The following is a 19773-nucleotide window of genomic DNA, read 5'->3' on the forward strand; positions in this document are numbered from 1 at the left end:
TATGTAATATTACGGTGTTTTGTAGTTTTTATCTACTGAAAACATTTCCTTGATCTCCACCACATTTTTGTACTCTTTATTTGCCTTTTACGGGTTTATATGGTGAGGTGCAATATGAGTTAACTGATGACACGCCCTAATTACGCAACGAAGTATAACCCTTCAAGGCATGTTCATTAGACGTTCCGGCAATGCAACTGTGATACTTTGCGGCAAATCTTGCGAGGATGTTCCTAGCAAGATGCGGTATGCACCGGCCGAGATACGCCAAGCATGAGCAGCGGGGTCATACGTTGCCAGCAAACGAGGATCAATGATGATTTCAGCCTGCGTACTGGCGCCAGGTTGAAGATCGAGCTTGCGCCACCCCGCCAGCCGTTTTGGTGCTTCCCAACCTCCTTTAATCGGTGCGGCATACACTTGCGCCACATCCATACCAGCGTGTTTGCCGATATTGTGCGCACGGAACGTGACATGCAAGTTACCGTCCTTCATCCTAACCGCGAGATCAGAATGGGTGAAAGTCGTGTAAGAAAGTCCAAAGCCAAAGGGAAACGCTGGCAGATACTGGCGCGCATCGAACCATTTGTATCCCACGGCAGCCCCTTCAAAATATCGTACCGTTCCTCCTTGGAGCTGCGGATGCGGCAATTGTGAGAGCGACGTTGGGAAGGTCGCCGGCAGGCGGCCTGAAGGATTGACATTGCCAAATAGAATATTAGCGATGGCTTGACCGCCGTTAGTTCCGGGATACCAAGCTTCGACAATCGCGCCCACATGGGTAGCCCAAGGTAGGAAGATTGGCCCCCCTGTTTCCAGAACAACAACAGTGCGCGGATTAACGGCTGCCACAGCGCGGATGAGGGCATTTTGATGCGGAGAAAGATCAAGGGAGACATCCTTTGATTCTGTCGCCCACTGTGTAAGGAATACCACCGCCACCTGAGCCCTGCGCGCCAAATGGGCTGCCTGTTTAATGTCTGTTCCCGCATCGTAACGCACCTGGGCATCCGGCGCATGGACGCAGATAGCGGCTAATGGTGAAGAGGGGTTGTATACCACCGGGCCAGGCCAGGAGGCGGGTTTGAGGCCAGGGACAGCATTGCCGCCACGGGGATAGACCTGACTTGACCCGCCCCCCGATAAGACGCCAGTATTTGCATGGCCGCCAATGACCGCGATACTGCGGATGTGTGCCGCCAACGGCAAGAGACGCTGATCGTTTTTCAACAATACCATTCCCTGCTCAGCAGTGCGCTGAGAGACGAGAGCATGCTTCTCAAAATCAATGTCGCCGTGGCCGGTGGTGACGGGATGTTCAAACAGTCCGACGGCGAACATAGAGCGGAGAATGCGCCAGGTCATGCCGTTCAGCCGCGCCGGCGGAACTGTCCCTGATTCCATAGCGGCAACGAGGCGAGGGCCGAAATGGTTCAGAACGTTGCTGTGCACGCCGGTATTTTGGTCGAGGCCGCGGACCGCATCCTCGGGGCCATGGGTAGCTCCCCAATCTGACATCACATATCCAGCAAATCCCCAGTCTTTCTTGAGAATCTGGTTCAGTAGTTTGTCACTAGAACAAGAGAAGTCGCCATTGACACGGTTATAGCTGCACATTACAGCACCGGCATGAGACTGCTCCAATGCCAGTTGAAAGGCCAGCAGATCTGACATGCGCGCCGATGTTTCATCAATAACAGCGTTGTAAGAGGAGCGCTTCGTCTCCTGGTCGTTGAAGGCGAAATGCTTGATCGTAGAAAGGATATGATTGGACTGAATGCCACGGACGGCTGCTCCTACCATGACGCCGGCCAGAAGCGGGTCTTCGCCGCCATACTCAAAATTGCGCCCATTGCGCGGCTCGCGCATAAGGTTAACGCCCCCCGCTAACTGCACATTGAAGCCGGAGGCACGTGCCTCGGCGCCAATCATCACGCCTCCCTGAAAAGCGGTCTCCGGATCCCAAGTGGCCGCTACGGCGAGGCCGGACGGCAACGCAGTGCGCGTGATCTTCTCTTGGACAGATCCTTGTTGCGCTACGCCGATCCCGGCATCCGTCTGCCATTGCGGCGGAATGCCTAAGCGTTCGATGCCCGGAACAAATCCGGCGGACCCATGCCGCGCCAGGGCCGACGGCGTATAATCAGGCAAAGGCGATCCCAAAAATCCTGTCACCAGGGTTAGCTTTTCTTGTTGGGTCATCTGCACCAGCAACAGACGGGCGCGGGCGCTTGGGGACAGACCTACCTTCATCCAAGGGCGATCTTCCGGGACCATAGCGCGGGTATAAAGTGACGGCGTTTCAAGCCGGGCGTAGGCCGTCAGCAGCAGGAAAGTGGCAGCCAGTATGATGCATGAGCGTTTCATGAAAAATCTTTAAACAAGATTTACGCAATGTGAAATGTCATATGTACAAAAGTCGGCATCAGGCTAGTTTCAACGTTTTAAAATCCCAGCTTTCTGTGTGGTAACTGACACCAGCTTAACTGGACTAAGTAAACAAAAACATTTAGTGATGGCATAACTTATACCAACATTCTTGTTGACGATACCAAATATAGCCAAAAGATTCATGTTGTTGTAGATCCTGGCAAAGGGATTAATACAGCTTATCCAAGTTAATGGAGAAATATGAATTAACTCAGTAACTTTGAGAACACACCTCGTGAGTGGGCAACGGACATATACCAAGTCTACTATGACATTCTTCGCTTATGCGTAGAAGCTGACGTATCCCGTGAAGAAATTCTTTGCTACCAAAAGCAGTGTCAGCTAAAATGATGACTTGAAAGCGTTCAGTTAAAGATTGTGAGTGGGCATCAACTCTTTCAAGGTGTAAACTAACTCTTGGGCGTGGGCAAGCATTGTTCTTGCTGAATTTAGGAATTACACGCCCTTTTTCTCATGTTTTTAGCCGACTAAGCAAATCTAACATTTGCGAGCGCCTCCGGTGGGCGAATATGCCATCGCACTCTTAGATGAAGCATTCTGCGTCATCCCGGCATCTTGATAGTTTGGAAAGTTTTCTATGTATTATTACAAGTTTAATTAGTTTTATTGTTGACTCCACTGTGTTTAAGTAAAATTCCTGAGCTACTGTTATATTTTGCGCTCTTTATTTACTTTTTGCGGGTTTATTCGGTTAGGTGCAAGATATGAGCTAATTCTAGATACCTGTAAAATTAAGCAAGAGCGATCGCATGGTGGCGGATATGATCTTCAATAAAACTGGCGATGAAATAATAACTGTGGTCATAGCCTTCTTGGTAACGCAAGTTTAGCGGCTGGTTAACATCTGCACAAGCTTGCTCAAACACCTCTGGCAGTAATTGTTCAGCTAAAAATTTATCAGCAGTCCCTTGGTCAATAAGAATTGGACTGTGATATCCTACTTGCTTGACTAATTCACTAGCATCATAAGCACGCCAACTTTCTTGATTGTTGCCAAGATAACTACTGAAAGCCTTTTCACCCCAAGGACAACGCATAGGTGCAGTAATAGGTGCAAAGGCTGATACTGATTTATAGAGTTTTGGGTTTCTCATCGCGCAGACAAGCGCCCCATGTCCTCCCATCGAATGACCGAAAATGCCTTGTTTCTCAGGTTGGGTGGGAAAGTTTGCGGTAATTAAAGCAGGTAGTTCCTGGACGACATAACTATACATTTGGTAGTGTTGACACCACGGTTCCTCTGTCGCATCAACATAAAAGCCCGCACCTGTGCCAAAGTCCCAATCATCATCCTCACCTGCAATACCAGTATTACGCGGGCTAGTATCTGATACAACCAATATCAAACCGTACTCAGCCGCAAAGCGCTGCACTCCCCCCGCTTTTACCATAAAATTCTCTTCGGTGCAAGCTAATCCAGAGAGGAAATAGAGAATCGGCACCGGTTTTTGAGTTGCTTGTGGTGGTTGATAGACAGCAAAGCGCATTTCACCGTTACAGATGGAAGAGTGATGACTGTAAAAGCCGAGTTTCCCACCAAAGCTTTTATATTCTGAAATTAGGTTGAGATTAGGCATTGCTTATATTCTCTTTCCTGAGCGGCTGGCAAAGACAGATTATTTTAACCTAGATTAATATTATGCAGGTAGCGATCGCGTCTCAATCAATCCTGCAAAGCCGGTAACTTAGTCCCGCACCTTTTACAGAACCCAGCATCGACATCATGGAAAGCCAAACCACAACCTAAACAAACTGTTTCTACCTGATTAGCAGTTTTTACCACTCGCTTAATTAAATCCCCCACCTGCCAAGGAATCAGCGCAATTCCTGTAAAAATCATCAATACTGTTAGCAAACGCCCTAATTCCGAAATTGGAATAACATCGCCAAATCCGACAGTTGTCATTGTGACAACAGAGAAATAAAATGCATCCAAAAATGTACCGTAATTTTGAGGATTAACCGGATGCTCGACTTGATAAATTAAGCCAGAGTAAATAAAAACAATTGCAAATAATGTAAATAATATTCGCGTAAAAATCATTCCATCTTCGGTGCTGATGGTGGCAAATAAAAATTTCCTATCTATAAATCTGATTAATCGTAAAATCCGAAACCATCGTAGTAGGCGGATAAAGCTAATATCCATCATTCCTAGAAAGAATGGCAAAATCGCTATTAAGTCAATAATCGAATAAAAGCTAAAAATATACTTAATTTTGTTTTCCGCACTCCACAGGCGGAGTGAATATTCCACCGCGAAGATGAGAACGATCGCAGTATCAGCGACATTCAACTGAAATCGCGTATAATCAGGAATATTATATGTTTCTGCCACAAAAATTCCTGATGATATTAGCACCAAAGAGGCAAGTGTTAAATTAATCGCTTTACCTATTGGAGTTTCGAGGTCTTTTAAGTAAAATTCTGTGTCTTGTCTGCTCAGTAACATATTCGACCATTAACTAACTCTTAATTTCCAGTTATAGCATTAGAAATAGGATATTATTAACCATGATCCTTATGTTAACCTCAGCTTAAGCTTATATGAATCCAGAATATTTTATGAATTTAGCATTAGCAGAAGCAAAAGAAGGCGATTCGCCTTACGGTGCAGTGATTGTTAAAGATAAGGAAATCATGGCCGTAGCTCATAATACTGTTACGAGAGACAATGATCCATCAGCCCATGCGGAAATTAACGTCATTCGTAGTTTAACAGCTAAACTTCAAAACCCTTCTTTAGAAGGTTATAGTATATATACAACTGGCGAACCTTGTCCGATGTGTGCAACTGCTTGTGTTTGGAGTGGTTTATCAGAAATTGTATATGGTGCTTCAATTCAAGATTTAATCTCGGTAAATCAATCACAAATTAATATATCTTGCGAAGAAGTGATCGCTAAGTCATTTAGAAACATCAAAGTCACAAAAGGCGTTTTAAAAAATGAGTGTTTGGAGTTATTTAAATAAGCTCTAACAAAAAATTGAAGTTTTCCAGATGTAGGGTGTGTTACGGAAGCCGTAACGCATCGAAAAACCAAAATAGTGTGTTACCGCATTAGAGTGAAGTACATCTCAAAACCTCACCCCCAACCCCTCTCCTTAGTAAGGAGAGGGGAGATAAATTTTAATGTGTACCTCAGTTGCTTAGGAAACGCCATAAAACACCCTACAGCTAATCTAGAGGTTAAAATTACGAATTAGGAATTAGGAATTAGGAATTAATTAACTTGGCTCATTCAAATAGGATAAATATGTATTTGCCCAAATTGCAGCTTGAGTGCGATCGCGCAAATTCAACCGGTTTAAAATATTTGTAACATGATTTTTTACCGTCCCCTCAGAAATGTAGAGTTGGTGAGCAATTTCTCGGTTACTAGCGCCTGTAGCAATTAACTGCAAAACCTCTTTTTCTCTAGGAGTAAGTTCAGCTAAACTAGATGGTACAGGCAGTGACTGAGTTGCTGTCGGATGAGAAAACTGAGTCAACAGTTTTTTAACTATACCTGGACCTAGTTGAGTATATCCTTTATGAACAGCACGAATAGCAACAGCTAATTCTTCTGATGGTGTATCTTTCAATAAATAACCCATTGCTCCATTTTGCATCGCGGCTGACACATATTCATCATCATCAAAAGTCGTCAGTACTAAAATCTTAGTTTTGGCAAAACGTTTTTGAATCTCCCGCGTGGCTGCAACTCCATCCATAATCGGCATTCTGATATCCAACAATATTACATCTGGCTGTAATTTTGCAACTAAATTAATCGCCTGTTCACCGTTTTCTGCTTCTCCCACTATCTCTATATCTGGTTCTAGTTCCAATAAAGCTTTTAACCCTTGACGAATTAAACTTTGGTCATCTACCAGCAAGACTTTAATCATCATATCAACCTCGTTAAGGGAATATTAACTGTAATTTTGCAACCAGAACCAGGAGCACTATTAATATTAAACTCACCTCCAATTGCTAAAGTGCGATCGCGCATACTATGAAGTCCAAAACCAGTAGTATTTTGCCTTAAATCAAAACCTCTACCATTATCCTGAATTATCAATCGTAAATTTCCTCTCATCTCAGTAAGTTCTAATTTAACCTCTGTTGCTTGTGCATATTTAGATATATTTGTCAATGATTCTTGAGTAATCCGGTAAATAGCAATATTGATTTCAGGTGGTAGAGAATATTCCAGATTGATTTGATAAATTGGTAAAATGCCATTAGAGCGATGAAAATTTTCTGAAAGACTAGCGATCGCCCCTTCTAAAGATTGCTCTTGTAAGGGATTAGAACGCATAGTAGAAACAGATTGACGCACATCTTTTAGCGCTTTTGAACCTAATTCTTTTGCTGTTGCTAGAAATGTTTCAGCCCTAATTGGGTTAGATTGCCATAGTTTTAAAGCCGTTTCTAATTGCAGATTTAAAGCAGTTAGAGAGTGTCCTAATGAATCATGAATTTCACGAGCAATGCGGTTACGTTCTTCCAAAGTAGCTTGATTTTCAATTCGCATGGCATATTGACGGAGTTTTTCGTTAGCGATCGCTAGCTTTTCTCGACTGTGCCGTTCCGATAATACTGCATTCATCATCAATAATACAAAAACTAAACTTAAGCCAAATGTCAGCGACCAATTAAAGCTAAAAAAACGAGATCGCTCTTGTGCTTGTGGTGATGCTTGAAAATTAAATAGCTGGTATTTTAGCTGTGTAGTAACTAAAAATAAGGAAAATGATAAAGTTGTAATGAATAAACGCCCAGGTAACTGAAAAATTAGACAACTGCGAGTAACTAAAATTATGTAGAGAACGGGGAAAAGGCGAGCAAATCTCTCACCAAAAAGTCCAGTTGTTAAAATCAATAAAATTTCAATGGCTGTGTAGATTACCTTAGTTAACTGGTTACTACTGGGTAATATTAAGCCCATTAACGCAAAAATAATCAGACTATAAATTGACAGTTCTGGCAATATGCTACAAACTGACAAATCTGGAAATACACCACAAATTGATAGTTCTGGAGGTGGATGCTTAGGATGAAATTGCCGTAACGGAGGTGGTATAACTGCCGTCAATGCAGTAATCGCTAGTAGTGTCCACTCCAGATAAAGCAGAGATTGGAAAGGATGTTTATTAATTTGAATTGGACGACTCATCAGTTGCTTCGCTCCAGTTATGAATGAGTTAGGAGAGACGCGATTAATCGCGTCTGTACAGGGGTTAGGAGTTCCGAATATTTGAGCGGTAGCTTCTGGCGTTTAAACTTTTCGCTGAGTAATTAACAGTAAATGTAGGCTAGAAAAACCTTATGTAATAAGCTAAACAGGATTTATAAATTAATCATAATAAAAATCTTGATCATTCTAAACTTCTAACTCCTATCTACTTATTGTCAATCATCTTTGTCAAAATTCAATCATGACTTTAGTCATGGGTAAAACCATGACTTTATCCTCATGTGACTACTGAAGATAAGTTCTTATGATAGTGGCATCGAACCAAGAAAAAACCACGAGACAAGTAATGAAACTCAAAGCATTATCGCTAGTTGCTGGAGCTATCGCTCTAACTTTAACTACAACCTCCTTTGCTGTTAACGCCCAAACAGCCTCTCCTTCACCCGTGCTACTTGCACAAACTCCACACAAAGAAAGAGGCCCTTGGAAAGAATTGGGTCTAACAGATGCCCAAAAAACCCAAATTGAGGCAATTCACCGCGATAGCCGCACCAAAACGGAAGCAGTTTTGACCCCAGAACAAAAGGCAAAATTAGAGACGGCGAAAAAAGCGCATCGGGCTGAGTGGGAAGCGCGTAAGGCTCAGGGACAAGCAGGTCAAGGTCAACGGCAACCAGGCCAGCATCGTGGTGGCCGAAAAGGTGGTTTTGCTGACTTAAATCTGAGTGAAGCCCAGAAAACCGAAATGCGACAAATTCGGGAGTCTGAAAAACAACAGATTCAAGCAGTCTTAACCCCCGAACAGCGCCAAAAACTAGAGCAATTCCGTCAAAATGCTCCTTCACGTCGTCAACAAGGCAATCCCCAATAAGGGACTTCCAAAAAATTGGCACTTACCCTTGACTGATGTCCAGGCATTGTTTTTCATACTAAAAAATTAATAGACTTCTTGCAGAAGATGCGGAAAGGGGAAAAACTTCATCCCCTTTCCCTTTCCCTATTTATACCCACGCCCAATGCCCAATGCCCAATGCCCAATGCCCAATGCCCAATTCCCAATTTAGTAGACTTTCAAGCTAGTTATGAGTTATGAGTTAATCAAAACTCCTAGCTCTTTCAAGATGTCTAAAGAATTCGCAATTGGTAGTAAAGTCCGTGTCGTCGCACTACCAGCCTACGTCAAAACTGCTGAACCTATGCCCATGCTACGCCCACCCAATGTAATTCACATTGGCGAAGAGGGTATAGTCATTGACCGCAGACCCGGTGGATATTGGGGTATTCGCTTTACTAGGGGAGCCTTTCTCCTAGATAGTCAATACATCGAAAGCACAGATACCCCTCCTGAATCTCACTTAGAGGAGATTTCTGGCAACCAATAATTGTAAACTTGTGTAAAGTTGTGATTCTGGTTTGCACCATGATTTCTCGCCGCACTTTTTTAAGCATATTATTTGCCAGCTGTATTTCTGTGATCAGCTGGCTGAATTTTACCCCTGCTGCTGATGCCCTTGGTGGTAAACTTCCTGCAATTAATCAACCCGCACCAGAGTTTACTTTGCCAACCAACACAGGTGATGGCAAAATTTCCCTCTCTGCCTTGCGCGGTAAGTGGCTAGTCCTCTACTTTTATCCTAAAGACTTCACCTCTGGTTGTACTATAGAGGCTCGTCGTTTTCAGCAAGACTTACCCCAATACCTCGAAAAAAACGCCCAGATTATTGGCGTAAGTGCTGATGATATTGATTCTCACGCCAAATTTTGTGATTCAGAGGGACTAAAATTTCCCCTGTTGGCTGATACTGATGGTTCAGTGAGTAAAGCTTACGGTTCGTGGCTCGGCTTTTTATCTATGCGTCACAGTTTTATCATCGATCCTCAGGGCGTCTTGCGCGAGACTTTTGTCAAAGTCAACCCAACTATTCACAGTTCACAAGTGCTGGCACGACTAGAAAAATTACAGTCCGCAACTTCTTAAACCTCAATTAACAAGATTTGGGGCTTAAGCACCAAGTTATAGCGTTTCTCGGTAAGAACCCCACACCCAACCCCCTCCCCGCAAGCGAGGAGGGGACTATGATGCACCTGGGAACTGCTATATCTGCATTCTTGTTTAACGCACAATAAAACCATCTTTTTTAAGTAGAGTTTTAACTTGACTGCCAGATAGAAACTCGACAAACTCTTTGGCAGCAGAAGTATTTTTACTGCTTTTAATTATTGCTACGGGATAGACAATTGGTGAGTGAAACTTATCATCAGCAGCGACTACGACTTTTACCTTGTTAGAAATTTTGGCATCAGTGGCATAAACTAAACCCGCTTCGGCGTTACCACTTTCTACTGCTGCCAAAACTTGACGCACATTGTTAGCAAAAACCAATTTTGACTTGACCTGATCATAAAGTTTCAATTTCTTTAATACTTGCTCTCCATATTGACCGGCCGGTACACTTCTGGGTTCACCGATCGCAATTTTTTTAATCTTACTATCTCTTAAATCGTAGAAGCTACTGATGCCAACAACATCCTGAGCCACAATCAAGACTAGACGGTTATTTGCCAAGTTAGTACGGCTACCTGGTAGCAACAGTCCTTTTTCTTCCAAGGCATCCATTTGCTTTTTGCCAGCAGAAATAAAGATATCTGCTGGCGCACCTTGCTCAATCTGTTGCTGTAAAGCACCAGAAGCCCCAAAGTTATAACTAATGTTGACATCTGATTTACTTTGTTGGTAAAGAGGCTTAATTTCTTCCATCGCCTCTTTTAAACTGGCGGCTGCGGACACGAGTATGCTGGTGTTTGACTGTGCTATTACAGGAGAAGGAGTAACCAACGGTAAACCAATTGCTAGCATTAAGCCAGCAATCGTTATACCCAGGAAGCCAAAGATTTGTCTTCTTTTCATAGTAAAAGTGTTTGAGAGGTTTTTTTCTAAAATTGATGCTACGTAGAATCGTAACAATAATACCAAGATTTGCCCAACTATATCGGTAAAATTATGCCTAGAAAAGAACAAGGGTGGGTCACATTTCAAACCTCAGAAGAGGAGCGAAAGATATTGGAAGAGTTTTGTGACCAGTCTCAGCGAACTAAAACCGAGATTCTTCGGGAATTGGTACGTGGTCTTAATCAACACTCTTCACGATCCAACTCGCTACGAACTATAAACACAGAAGAGGAAAATATCGTATCCCCTCAAAAGTCGGAGATAGAAATTAGTATTGAAAAGAAACCACTCAAAGTTAGCTCCCGTAATATTCTCAAGGGTGTTATTAAACGAGTTGTGACTGGAGCCGTTAATAGTGAGGTGACGCTGGAGATTGTTCACAAAGTTGTGTTAACTTCGATTATCACCAGAGTATCGGTAGAAGAGTTAGGTTTGTTTGAAGGGAAAGAGGCTTATGCGGTTATTAAGTCCAACGATATAGTTATTGCCAGCGAATAGGCTGTGGCGATCGCTATTCTTACAACAATTTTCGTCTTAAATAGACCACGCGGTAAGGGCACAACATTGCTGTGCCCCTACAACATATGTGGTTCAATTAAATGAAAAATGAAACAGCCTTGCTTTAACCCAATACGCTTGGGTTAAGTTTTGTCATACTCTATTTGTCCATAGTCAAGTTTGATAATTCGGTCTGCTAAATGAAAATAGTGATCGTCGTGGCTAATTACCAGCACTGTTTTGCCCCGCGATCGCAGTTCTGGTAGAAGTTGAGTGTAGAATATTTCTTTGAATACTGGATCTTGATCGGCTGCCCATTCATCAAATAGATAAATTGGTCGATCTTCCAAGTAGGCAGTGAGTAAAGCTAACCGTTTACGTTGTCCTTGAGAAAGTGCTGTGGTGGAAAGTTGCCCATTTTCAACTTTAACTTTATGGTCTAGTTGCAGTTGCTTTAAATATTTTTTGGCTTGAGCATCCAAGTGATAATTTTTTAATCCTAAAAGTTCTTCAAATAAATAAAAGTCAGAAAATACCACGGAAAAATGCTGGCGATACCATTCTCGGTTCTGTTCGCTAATTAACTCATCATCAAACCACATTTCGCCGTTATCAGGAATATAAAGTCCAGTAATTAGTTTCGCTAATGTAGATTTACCGCTACCATTACCACCAACAATGAAGACTAATTCTTGAGGATAAAGTGTCAAGTCAATTGGCCCAAAAATAAAGCTATTGTCTTCTTTAACTGTGTCGTAAGTATGGGTAACACTTTGACATTTCAAGCTGTGCCAGTCAGATTTAATCGCAGGTGGAACAGTCGATATTTCAGTTCGACTAGCTAGAGATAAACCCAATGACTCGATTTTTTGCAAGGCAATGCTAGCTTTGCTTAATAGGGGAAGTTTGCTGATGATGTTATCCATTGGTAACACCAAGTAAGTAAAGGTCAAAATGTAGCCAGAGAGAGTTTCGCTATTGATGGCAAGCAGATTAGGTAGCACAAACAGTACAAAACCGAGGGCAAAAAAGAATACGAGTTGACCCCAGCTTGTAGTTATGGCAAAAAGGGTTAGACCGTTAACGTTGTGATGACGGAACTCGCTAGCAGTTGATTGCAGTTTTTCTTCTAAAAAGTCTTGACGCCGCCTGTAATTTAGCTTGAGTTCCTTGACTCCTTCGGTAATGGTGCGAAAATGTTTAAATAGATGATCTTCATCTTCACGAGCTAGAGCCAGCAATTTCCCTCCTTTGTTGAGTAGCCACTGACAACTAGCGATCGCTACTACTGAAATACCACAAACCATCAACAATACTAACCAAGAGAGCCAGGTTATATACGCTACGCAACCCAAAACGATCGCTAAATTAATAAAGATGAAAGGCATCTGATACACAGCATTAGCAACCGCCTGAATATCTTCTGTGAGAGTTGCCAATAATCGAGGATTCCCTAAGCGTTCCAGATGACTCAAGTTTGAAGCGAGAATTTGGCGACTCAAACCCATCTGTAATTTCAAAACTGCATTCTGAGAAAGGCGAATCAGCATCACTTGGGAAATGATACTGGTAATCAGTGCAACTATTGCTAGCCCCACAAAACCCCAAATTATCGATGTGAGCCGGGAAGCGGCACTGTTACTAGCAGCATGACTGATTAAGGCAATCAAGCCAGCACTACTACCGCCACTCAAGAATCCAGTCGCGATCGCGATCGCTACCATCCCCCACGAAGAACGCACTAACCATCGTAAAATCAACACCTTCAGCCTTTATTCTCTCTCAAATGCTTATAATACGATGCTCAAAAAGTTTTATGCAATTTCTCTATTCTACTATCAGACTGAGCTTTCACGTTAAGTTGACACTAATGTACAGCTAGCTGTGCGCCGCTACTTGTAGTGATTTTTAATCCGGTGAGGTACATGCAAACAGACCTAACCCCCTTCCCGAAGCGGGAAGGGGGAAAAATTCAAAGGCTCTCTCCCAAAAGGAGAGAGGTTTGGAGAAAGGTCAAAATTGTATCTCACGCTTGTCGAGAACCGCTATATATCAGTTGATAAAACTAATGATCACCATTGATTAATATCACGCTCAATTCATAGATAAAAAACAATAGCTATTATTGATTGATCAAATAGTTGATTATATAACCCAGATTCCGCACTTCGTTTTGTAATATTGTTATATTACAATTTTTGGTCTAATGCTAGTTGCATAGCGATCGCCAAAAGCCTAAAAAACATCAGTGTTAATACTTAATAGTATGAAAAATTTTTTGTAAAATTTATTGAAGTGTTGAGGTATGACATTTTGAAGTGCGGAATGTGGGATATAAGAATTAATTAGAGTAACTATCTCAAATTTGTTTAGTTAATTAATTCCATTTTGACAAATATAACGGTAAGCTGTTTCTTACAAAATTAAACAAAGATAAATTTGGATTATCTGCGACGCCAAATAGCCCGTCGTAGACATCGCTGGGTTAACTGGGATCAACGCCAGTTGATTCAAAAACCCTGAACTTTTGATGTAAATCTAGAGGTAAGTTGATGGCTCAGTTTCTAGTTGAGACTGTTTGGCTAGTTCCTTGCTATGCCTTAATAGGTGGCTTATTAGCGGTGCCTTGGTCGCCGGGGATCATTCGGAAAACGGGGCCAAGACCGGCAGGTTATGTAAATTTGGTGATGACATTTTTGGCATTTGTACATAGTGCGATCGCCTTACAAGCAACTTGGAATCAGCCACCCCAAAATGTATTTATTCCTTGGTTATCTACAGCTGGTTTAGACTTAACCATTGCTTTAGAAATTTCTTCAGTGAGTGTGGGGGCTTTAATTGTGATTACTGGCTTGAATTTGCTGGCGCAAATTTATGCCATCGGTTACATGGAAATGGATTGGGGTTGGGGACGCTTCTATTCCTTATTAGGATTATTTGAAGCGGGACTATGCGCCCTCGTTCTGTGTAATAACTTGTTCTTCAGCTATGTAATTTTGGAAGTCCTGACGCTGGGAACCTACCTATTAGTGGGCTTATGGTTTAGCCAGCCGTTGGTAGTCTCAGGTGCGAGAGACGCTTTTTTAACCAAGCGGGTGGGAGACTTATTCTTGCTGATGGGCGTGTTGGCATTATGGCCTCTCGCCGGAACTTGGAATTATACAGAACTAGGGCAGTGGGCGACTACTGCAAATGTTAACCCGACAACAATGGCACTCGTAGGTTTAGCCTTAATTGCCGGGCCAATGGGCAAATGCGCCCAGTTCCCCCTACATTTGTGGTTGGATGAAGCAATGGAAGGCCCTGTTCCCAGTACGATTTTGCGGAACTCGGTAGTAGTCGCTAGTGGTGCATGGGTGCTGATTAAATTGCAACCTGTGTTAACCCTCTCGCCCATAGTTTCCTCGGCAATGGTGGCTATTGGGGTCGTGACAGCCTTGGGTGCTTCTTTAATTGCGATCGCTCAAATTGATCTGAAACGCTGCCAATCCTATTCTGTCAGCGCATACATGGGTTTAGTATTCATCGCCGTGGGAGTGCAACAATACGAAACGGCGCTGTTGTTAGTACTCACCCATGCCATATCCGCAGCCCTTTTGGTGATGAGTACTGGGGGAATTATCTGGAATAGCATCACCCAAGATGTCACCCAATTAGGCGGATTGTGGACACGTCGCCCGATTTCAGCAATAGCCTTTATTGTCGGAACTTTGGGATTAATTGGTTTTCCACCCTTGGGTAGCTTTTGGGCGTTAATGGAATTAGCAGATGGGTTGTGGGAAACGCAACCTTGGTTAGTGGGAGTAGTGATAGTGGTAAATGCTTTAACAGCCGTGAGTTTAACCAGAGAATTCGGTTTAATTTTTGGTGGTAAAGCTAGACAAATGAGTGAGCGATCGCCTGAAGCACATTGGCCGATGATTCTGCCAATGATGATTTTACTTGGTGTCAGTCTACATCTTCCTTTAGTGTTGCAAAGCTTATCACTTTTACCCGATTGGGCAACTTTAAATAAAGATGTCGCACTACTTTTAATTTCGTCGAGTATTTTCGGTTGCAGCATCACTGGCGTGATTTATTTAGGCAATATTCCTAAACCGATTCGTCTCCCTTGGCAAGGTTTACAAGACTTGCTGGCATACGACTTTTACACCCCAAAACTCTATCGGATTACCATAATTTTCAGTGTTGCCAAAATTTCCCAACTGGCCGATATGATTGACCGCTTTGTAGTCGATGGCATCGTTAATTTAGTTGGTTTATTTTCGCTATTAGGTGCCGAAGGTCTCAAATACAGCACCTCTGGACAAACACAGTTTTATGCCTTAACTGTTCTTCTCGGAGTAGGTGTTTTAGGAATGTGGATAACTTGGCCATTTTGGGGAGTACAGTTTTTAAATTTGATTTTCCAAATTTCGACAGTTGGGTAGCAGTAACTATCCTACTAAAAGTTAACAGTTTAATATTTTGAGAAGAATTCCATGAGCAGACAACATCCCCAAATCAATCTTTCTAGAAGAAGTTTATTCAAGTTTGGTGCAGGTGCGATCGGTACAGGTGTATTGACAGCAGGAATAGGTTCAAACTTACTTGCGCCACAAAAAGCCTTGGCAGAAGATGATATTACCCCCGATAAGGCATTGCAAGAATTATTAGATGGCAATCAAAGATTTGTCAAAAGTAAACGTAAAAATCCTCATCAAACTCATTCACGTTTAGTCGAAGTTGCCAAAGGTCAAAATCCCTTTGCTTCTATTCTCAGTTGTGCAGATTCACGAGTGCCTTCAGAGATTATTTTTGATCAAGGACTTGGAGATTTATTTGTCTGTCGTGTAGCTGGCAATATTGCCACACGAGAAGAAATTGGTAGCCTGGAATTTGGTAGCTTAATATTAGGTTCTAAAGTGATCATGCTAGTGGGACATGAAAGATGTGGCGCGGTAAGTGCTGCAATTAAAGGTGGTGAAGTACCAGGACAAATTGGGAGTTTAATTGAGGCAATTAAACCGAGTGTAGAAAGCTCAAAAGACCAGTCAGGAGATAAGGTAAAAAACGCTTGTAAGGCAAATATTTTGGCGCAAATTAAAAAGTTGAACTCATCCACAGTTTTATCTGACTTAATCAAGGCAGAAAAGCTGAAAATAGTCGGAGCTTATTACGATTTAGATACTGGCATAATCAGTATAGTCGGTTAGCTTTTAAATTTCGTTCCCAGTCTCCGACTGGGAATGCACCTCATTGCGGCTCTGCCGCCAATTAGAGAGCAATACGCTTGGGTTAAGGATAATTGTAGGTTGGGTTGAACGTAGTGAAACCCAACAAAGTGTAGAAAATGTTGGGTTTCGTTCCTCAACTCAACCTACACAAATTAAGGTTTTTGGCGATAACTGAACCATATTGATTTATAGAGGCGGAGCCTCTGAATTTGCATTCCCAGTCTGAGACTGGGAACGAGGAAAATTACCCATTTTGTAAAACCCTAAATTATCATGTTAAGTGTTTTGATTTGGCTCCCAATTTTCGCTGCTATTTTCATCGCGGTACTACCTCTAAATATCCCTAAAAATCGCATTCGTTTAACAGCATTAGTTTTTTCTGGGATAGTTCTATTTTGGAACCTTTTTATCCTGCTAAAATTTGATATCAGCGATCCAGGAATGCAATTTAAAGAGTATTTGCCCTGGAATGAAACCCTTGGTTTGAGCTATCAATTAGGTGTTGATGGGCTTTCTATCTTGATGTTGGTGTTAAATAGCCTGCTCACCTGGATTGCTATTTACAGTAGTAGTAAAGAAACTGAACGTCCTCGGCTGTTCTACTCGATGATTTTATTAGTTAGTGGAGGAGTCGCAGGTGCTTTCCTCGCGGAGAATTTGCTGCTATTCTTCCTGTTCTACGAACTAGAACTAATCCCCTTCTACTTACTAATTTCCATTTGGGGAGGGGAAAAACGGGGTTATGCTGGGATTAAATTCCTGATTTATACTGCTGTTTCAGGAGCCTTAATTCTGGCGACATTCTTGGGTATGGTTTGGTTGAGTGGTTCTACCAATTTTGCTTTTGATGCAGTCTCTACAGAAAACTTGTCAATAGCCAAACAAATCCTTTTACTAGCAGGAATAGTATTAGGTTTTGGGATTAAAATTCCCTTAGTTCCCTTCCATACTTGGCTACCCGATGCTTATGTTGAGGCTTCAGCACCAATTGCGATTCTTCTTGGTGGCGTTTTGGCAAAGCTGGGAACCTATGGATTGCTGCGATTTGGGTTGGGTATGTTTCCCCATGCTTGGAGTATTATTGCACCGACTTTGGCAATTTGGGGAGCAGTCAGCGCTATCTATGGGGCAGTAATTGCGATCGCTCAAAAAGATATCAAGCGCATGGTAGCATACAGTTCCATCGGTCACATGGGCTATGTATTGCTAGCTGCTGCTGCTAGTACTTCTTTAGCACTTGTGGGTGCAGTCGCCCAAATGTTTAGCCACGGTATTATCCTGGCGATTCTCTTTCATTTGGTGGGAGTTGTGGAAGCTAAAGTTGGCACCCGCGAGTTAGATAAACTCAATGGTTTAATGAGTCCCATACGCGGTTTACCCCTAATTAGCGCCCTACTGGTTTTAAGTGGTATGGCTAGTGCAGGTATTCCCGGTTTAACAGGATTCATTGCGGAATTTATCGTCTTTCAAGGTAGTTTCTCTATCTTTCCCATCCCGACAATTTTGTGTGTAGTAACTAGTGGATTAACCGCAGTTTATTTTGTCATTCTCCTCAACCGTACCTGTTTTGGCAGACTTGATAACTTCGCCTACTATCCCAAAGTTTTATGGTCTGAGAAAATACCAGCTTTAATTTTGGCAGCTTTTATCATCTTTTTGGGAGTACAACCCACTTGGTTAGTGCGTTGGAGTGAATCCACAACTACAACAATGGTGGCTGCAATTCCCCCCTTAGAAAAAACCGTAATCTCTGAAGTGATAAATAATTGAAACTTGGAATTTACAGCAGAATTCAAGTATTTGAATCACATCTGTTGTCAGGGCACAGCAATGTTGTGCCCCTACCGCGTGGTCTATTTACCTGAAAATAGCTGTAAACGCAGAGTTTGGGAATTCGATTCGCGATAAAGTTATGCAATTTAGCAAATACCATTACCATGACAGCAATTAAATTACCTCCTTCTAATCACGAATTTGCGGAAGTAATTCATCGCTTAGAAGCAGGCGGTGCAATGTTACCCGATACCCCAGAAAATTTGATGCAAATCATCGGTTTATACAAAGCTTATGCTGTACCGATGGATTTTTACTGGCGTGACCTACTTTATATTGCCGAACGCGAATTTTTAAACCCGTTGCCTTTCTTTAAATACTTCTTGCCGAAAGAGTATTTAGAACGGCATAATCATTATGCTGGCGATGATGCCGATTTACGAATTTGGCGCGGCGAAGCTACTGCACATCCAGAACTTTTGGCATTTATTGAGAAGGGTGAAACTTTCAAAATGCCGAAGTTGTTGCACCACTTGTTCCACGATCGCATTAATATGGAATTTGCTGAAGCTTGTATGCGGGCAATGTTGTGGCACAGAGGGATGGGTGGGCAATTTGACCCTTACCTAGATTCAGAAGAATACAAAGCCAACGCCCACAAGGCAATTAAAGCTTACTTCCAAGGGAACCCCGTAATGCTGGGACTTTACAAGCTGTTCCCCGATATGTTTTTGGAACAGTGCCGCCAGATGTCATACTACGCTAACTTGGGCTTATTCTGGGAAGTCATGGCCCCAGTATTCTTTGAAATGTCCGACCGCTATGACCAAGGGACCATTAGCAGCGTCCCAGAGGCCATGAGCTTCTTAGTTAATGGTATATTTGCGATCGCAGGTCGTCCCATTTACCATCACGTTTATATTCGTGGCGAATGCTACGAAATTGTGCCTAAATCTAAGGGTTTTATGTGGCTATATGAAGCCGCGTTACCCTACGTAGAAGCAGTTTTCTACCGCACTGCACCCTTCCGAGGCACAAAATCTTATAATGCTCAAGCGCGTCAAGTACCAGAAGACCAAAAAGATTTTCACTATGGCATTCTTTACGCTGATGTATTTCCAGTGGGCACTGCTGGCATTCCTCCCACATTATTAATGCAAGATATGCTACATTTTTTGCCACCATATCTTGTTGATTACTACAGCCAACATTGCCGAGGTGAAGAAGATATGTTGATTCAGTTGGGAGTTAGTTTTCAACGGTCAATGTACTGTGTTACTTCTGCGGTAATTCAAGCCTTGCGAACTGCACTTTTATATCCTTTAGATGACCCAAATCTTCAGCATTTACAAGCTAATCGAGATTTTTTTGAGATGCAGCTAAATCGCTTTACTCGTTCTGAATATAACATTCGTGATGCTGCTCGTTTGGGGAGTATTCAAAAGCAAGATTATAGATAAGAAATCCTCCCGGACTTTAAGAGGATGTTTGAAAAGTGGTTGGCAACGAGCAAAGCCTCATCAGGCTAATTGCTTTATAAAAATGTCTGATTACTTTCTCAAAATACTTAAATGCTTTCACAAAATGACCTTTGACTTTCTAATTCCGGTGTTTTCCGCAAGTCAAATGACCTTTGATATTATGTCCGCTTGATTGCTTATTAAACCCGAAGAACCCCACCCCGTCAAAGCTATGCTTTGTC

17 protein-coding genes are annotated in these 19773 nt (G+C 42.4%); 10 read left to right on the top strand and 7 right to left on the bottom strand.

The window, feature by feature from the left end; all coding sequences use genetic code 11:
• Positions 1 to 162: 162 nt before the first annotated feature.
• The 3 genes from V7K36_RS24550 to V7K36_RS24560 all read right to left on the bottom strand — a co-directional run bounded on the left by V7K36_RS24550 (position 163) and on the right by V7K36_RS24560 (position 4903).
• A complete protein-coding gene (locus tag V7K36_RS24550; RefSeq protein ID WP_335120150.1) occupies positions 163 to 2367 on the bottom strand; it encodes a glycoside hydrolase family 3 C-terminal domain-containing protein in 2205 nt (734 codons plus the stop codon).
• Positions 2368 to 3182: 815 nt separating this feature from the next.
• Positions 3183 to 4028, bottom strand: a complete 846-nt coding sequence (gene fghA, locus V7K36_RS24555; RefSeq protein ID WP_335120152.1) for an S-formylglutathione hydrolase — start codon at positions 4026 to 4028, stop codon at positions 3183 to 3185.
• An 86-nt stretch (positions 4029 to 4114) separates the two neighbouring features.
• Positions 4115 to 4903 (bottom strand): ion transporter, encoded by a 789-nt coding sequence (locus tag V7K36_RS24560; protein WP_334822928.1) that lies wholly within the window; start codon positions 4901 to 4903, stop codon positions 4115 to 4117.
• Positions 4904 to 4998: 95 nt separating this feature from the next.
• Between V7K36_RS24560 and V7K36_RS24565 the strand changes: the two genes are divergently transcribed.
• Entirely contained in the window at positions 4999 to 5424 is a 426-nt protein-coding gene (locus tag V7K36_RS24565) for a nucleoside deaminase (protein ID WP_335120154.1), read from the top strand.
• A 255-nt stretch (positions 5425 to 5679) separates the two neighbouring features.
• Here V7K36_RS24565 and V7K36_RS24570 read toward each other — a convergent pair whose 3' ends face one another.
• Together V7K36_RS24570 and V7K36_RS24575 are read right to left on the bottom strand one after the other, a co-directional pair.
• Positions 5680 to 6342, bottom strand: coding sequence for a response regulator transcription factor (locus tag V7K36_RS24570; RefSeq protein WP_335120266.1), 663 nt, complete (start codon positions 6340 to 6342; stop codon positions 5680 to 5682).
• Positions 6342 to 7613, bottom strand: a complete 1272-nt coding sequence (locus V7K36_RS24575; protein WP_335120156.1) for a sensor histidine kinase — start codon at positions 7611 to 7613, stop codon at positions 6342 to 6344. The genes V7K36_RS24570 and V7K36_RS24575 overlap by 1 nt, the downstream gene beginning before the upstream one ends.
• Before the next feature lie 367 nt (positions 7614 to 7980).
• On the opposite strand from V7K36_RS24575, the gene V7K36_RS24580 reads away from it, so the two are divergent.
• The 4 genes from V7K36_RS24580 (at position 7981) to V7K36_RS24595 (ending at position 9612) form a co-directional block, all read left to right on the top strand.
• Positions 7981 to 8505, top strand: a complete 525-nt coding sequence (locus tag V7K36_RS24580; protein WP_335120268.1) for a Spy/CpxP family protein refolding chaperone — start codon at positions 7981 to 7983, stop codon at positions 8503 to 8505.
• A gap of 87 nt (positions 8506 to 8592) precedes the next feature.
• The gene (locus V7K36_RS24585) at positions 8593 to 8727 is read left to right on the top strand and encodes a hypothetical protein (RefSeq protein ID WP_335120158.1); all 135 of its coding nucleotides are present in this window, start codon (positions 8593 to 8595) and stop codon (positions 8725 to 8727) included.
• 28 nt (positions 8728 to 8755) lie between these two features.
• A complete protein-coding gene (gene sipA / locus V7K36_RS24590; protein WP_334822935.1) occupies positions 8756 to 9016 on the top strand; it encodes a regulatory protein SipA in 261 nt (86 codons plus the stop codon).
• A 38-nt stretch (positions 9017 to 9054) separates the two neighbouring features.
• A complete protein-coding gene (locus tag V7K36_RS24595; RefSeq protein WP_335120160.1) occupies positions 9055 to 9612 on the top strand; it encodes a peroxiredoxin in 558 nt (185 codons plus the stop codon).
• 135 nt (positions 9613 to 9747) lie between these two features.
• Here V7K36_RS24595 and modA read toward each other — a convergent pair whose 3' ends face one another.
• A complete protein-coding gene (gene modA, locus V7K36_RS24600) occupies positions 9748 to 10542 on the bottom strand; it encodes a molybdate ABC transporter substrate-binding protein (RefSeq protein WP_335120162.1) in 795 nt (264 codons plus the stop codon).
• Between the two features lie 93 nt (positions 10543 to 10635).
• Between modA and V7K36_RS24605 the strand changes: the two genes are divergently transcribed.
• Positions 10636 to 11082 (top strand): TOBE domain-containing protein, encoded by a 447-nt coding sequence (locus V7K36_RS24605; RefSeq protein WP_335120164.1) that lies wholly within the window; start codon positions 10636 to 10638, stop codon positions 11080 to 11082.
• A 143-nt stretch (positions 11083 to 11225) separates the two neighbouring features.
• Here V7K36_RS24605 and V7K36_RS24610 read toward each other — a convergent pair whose 3' ends face one another.
• A complete protein-coding gene (locus tag V7K36_RS24610; RefSeq protein ID WP_335120166.1) occupies positions 11226 to 12845 on the bottom strand; it encodes a cyclic peptide export ABC transporter in 1620 nt (539 codons plus the stop codon).
• Between the two features lie 789 nt (positions 12846 to 13634).
• On the opposite strand from V7K36_RS24610, the gene V7K36_RS24615 reads away from it, so the two are divergent.
• From V7K36_RS24615 to V7K36_RS24630, 4 genes are all read left to right on the top strand, one after another.
• Complete coding sequence (locus V7K36_RS24615; RefSeq protein ID WP_335120168.1) at positions 13635 to 15512, top strand: NAD(P)H-quinone oxidoreductase subunit F; 1878 nt, start codon at positions 13635 to 13637, stop codon at positions 15510 to 15512.
• A gap of 51 nt (positions 15513 to 15563) precedes the next feature.
• On the top strand, positions 15564 to 16277 hold the full coding sequence (locus V7K36_RS24620; protein ID WP_335120170.1) for a carbonic anhydrase: 714 nt from the start codon (positions 15564 to 15566) through the stop codon (positions 16275 to 16277).
• A 294-nt stretch (positions 16278 to 16571) separates the two neighbouring features.
• Positions 16572 to 18068 (top strand): NADH-quinone oxidoreductase subunit M, encoded by a 1497-nt coding sequence (locus V7K36_RS24625; protein ID WP_335120172.1) that lies wholly within the window; start codon positions 16572 to 16574, stop codon positions 18066 to 18068.
• Between the two features lie 167 nt (positions 18069 to 18235).
• Positions 18236 to 19531 (top strand): CO2 hydration protein, encoded by a 1296-nt coding sequence (locus V7K36_RS24630; RefSeq protein ID WP_335120174.1) that lies wholly within the window; start codon positions 18236 to 18238, stop codon positions 19529 to 19531.
• Positions 19532 to 19773 lie beyond the last annotated feature (242 nt).

It is taken from the genome of Nostoc sp. (genome assembly GCF_036919555.1).
In the GTDB taxonomy this organism is placed as follows: Bacteria; Cyanobacteriota; Cyanobacteriia; order Cyanobacteriales; family Nostocaceae; genus Nostoc.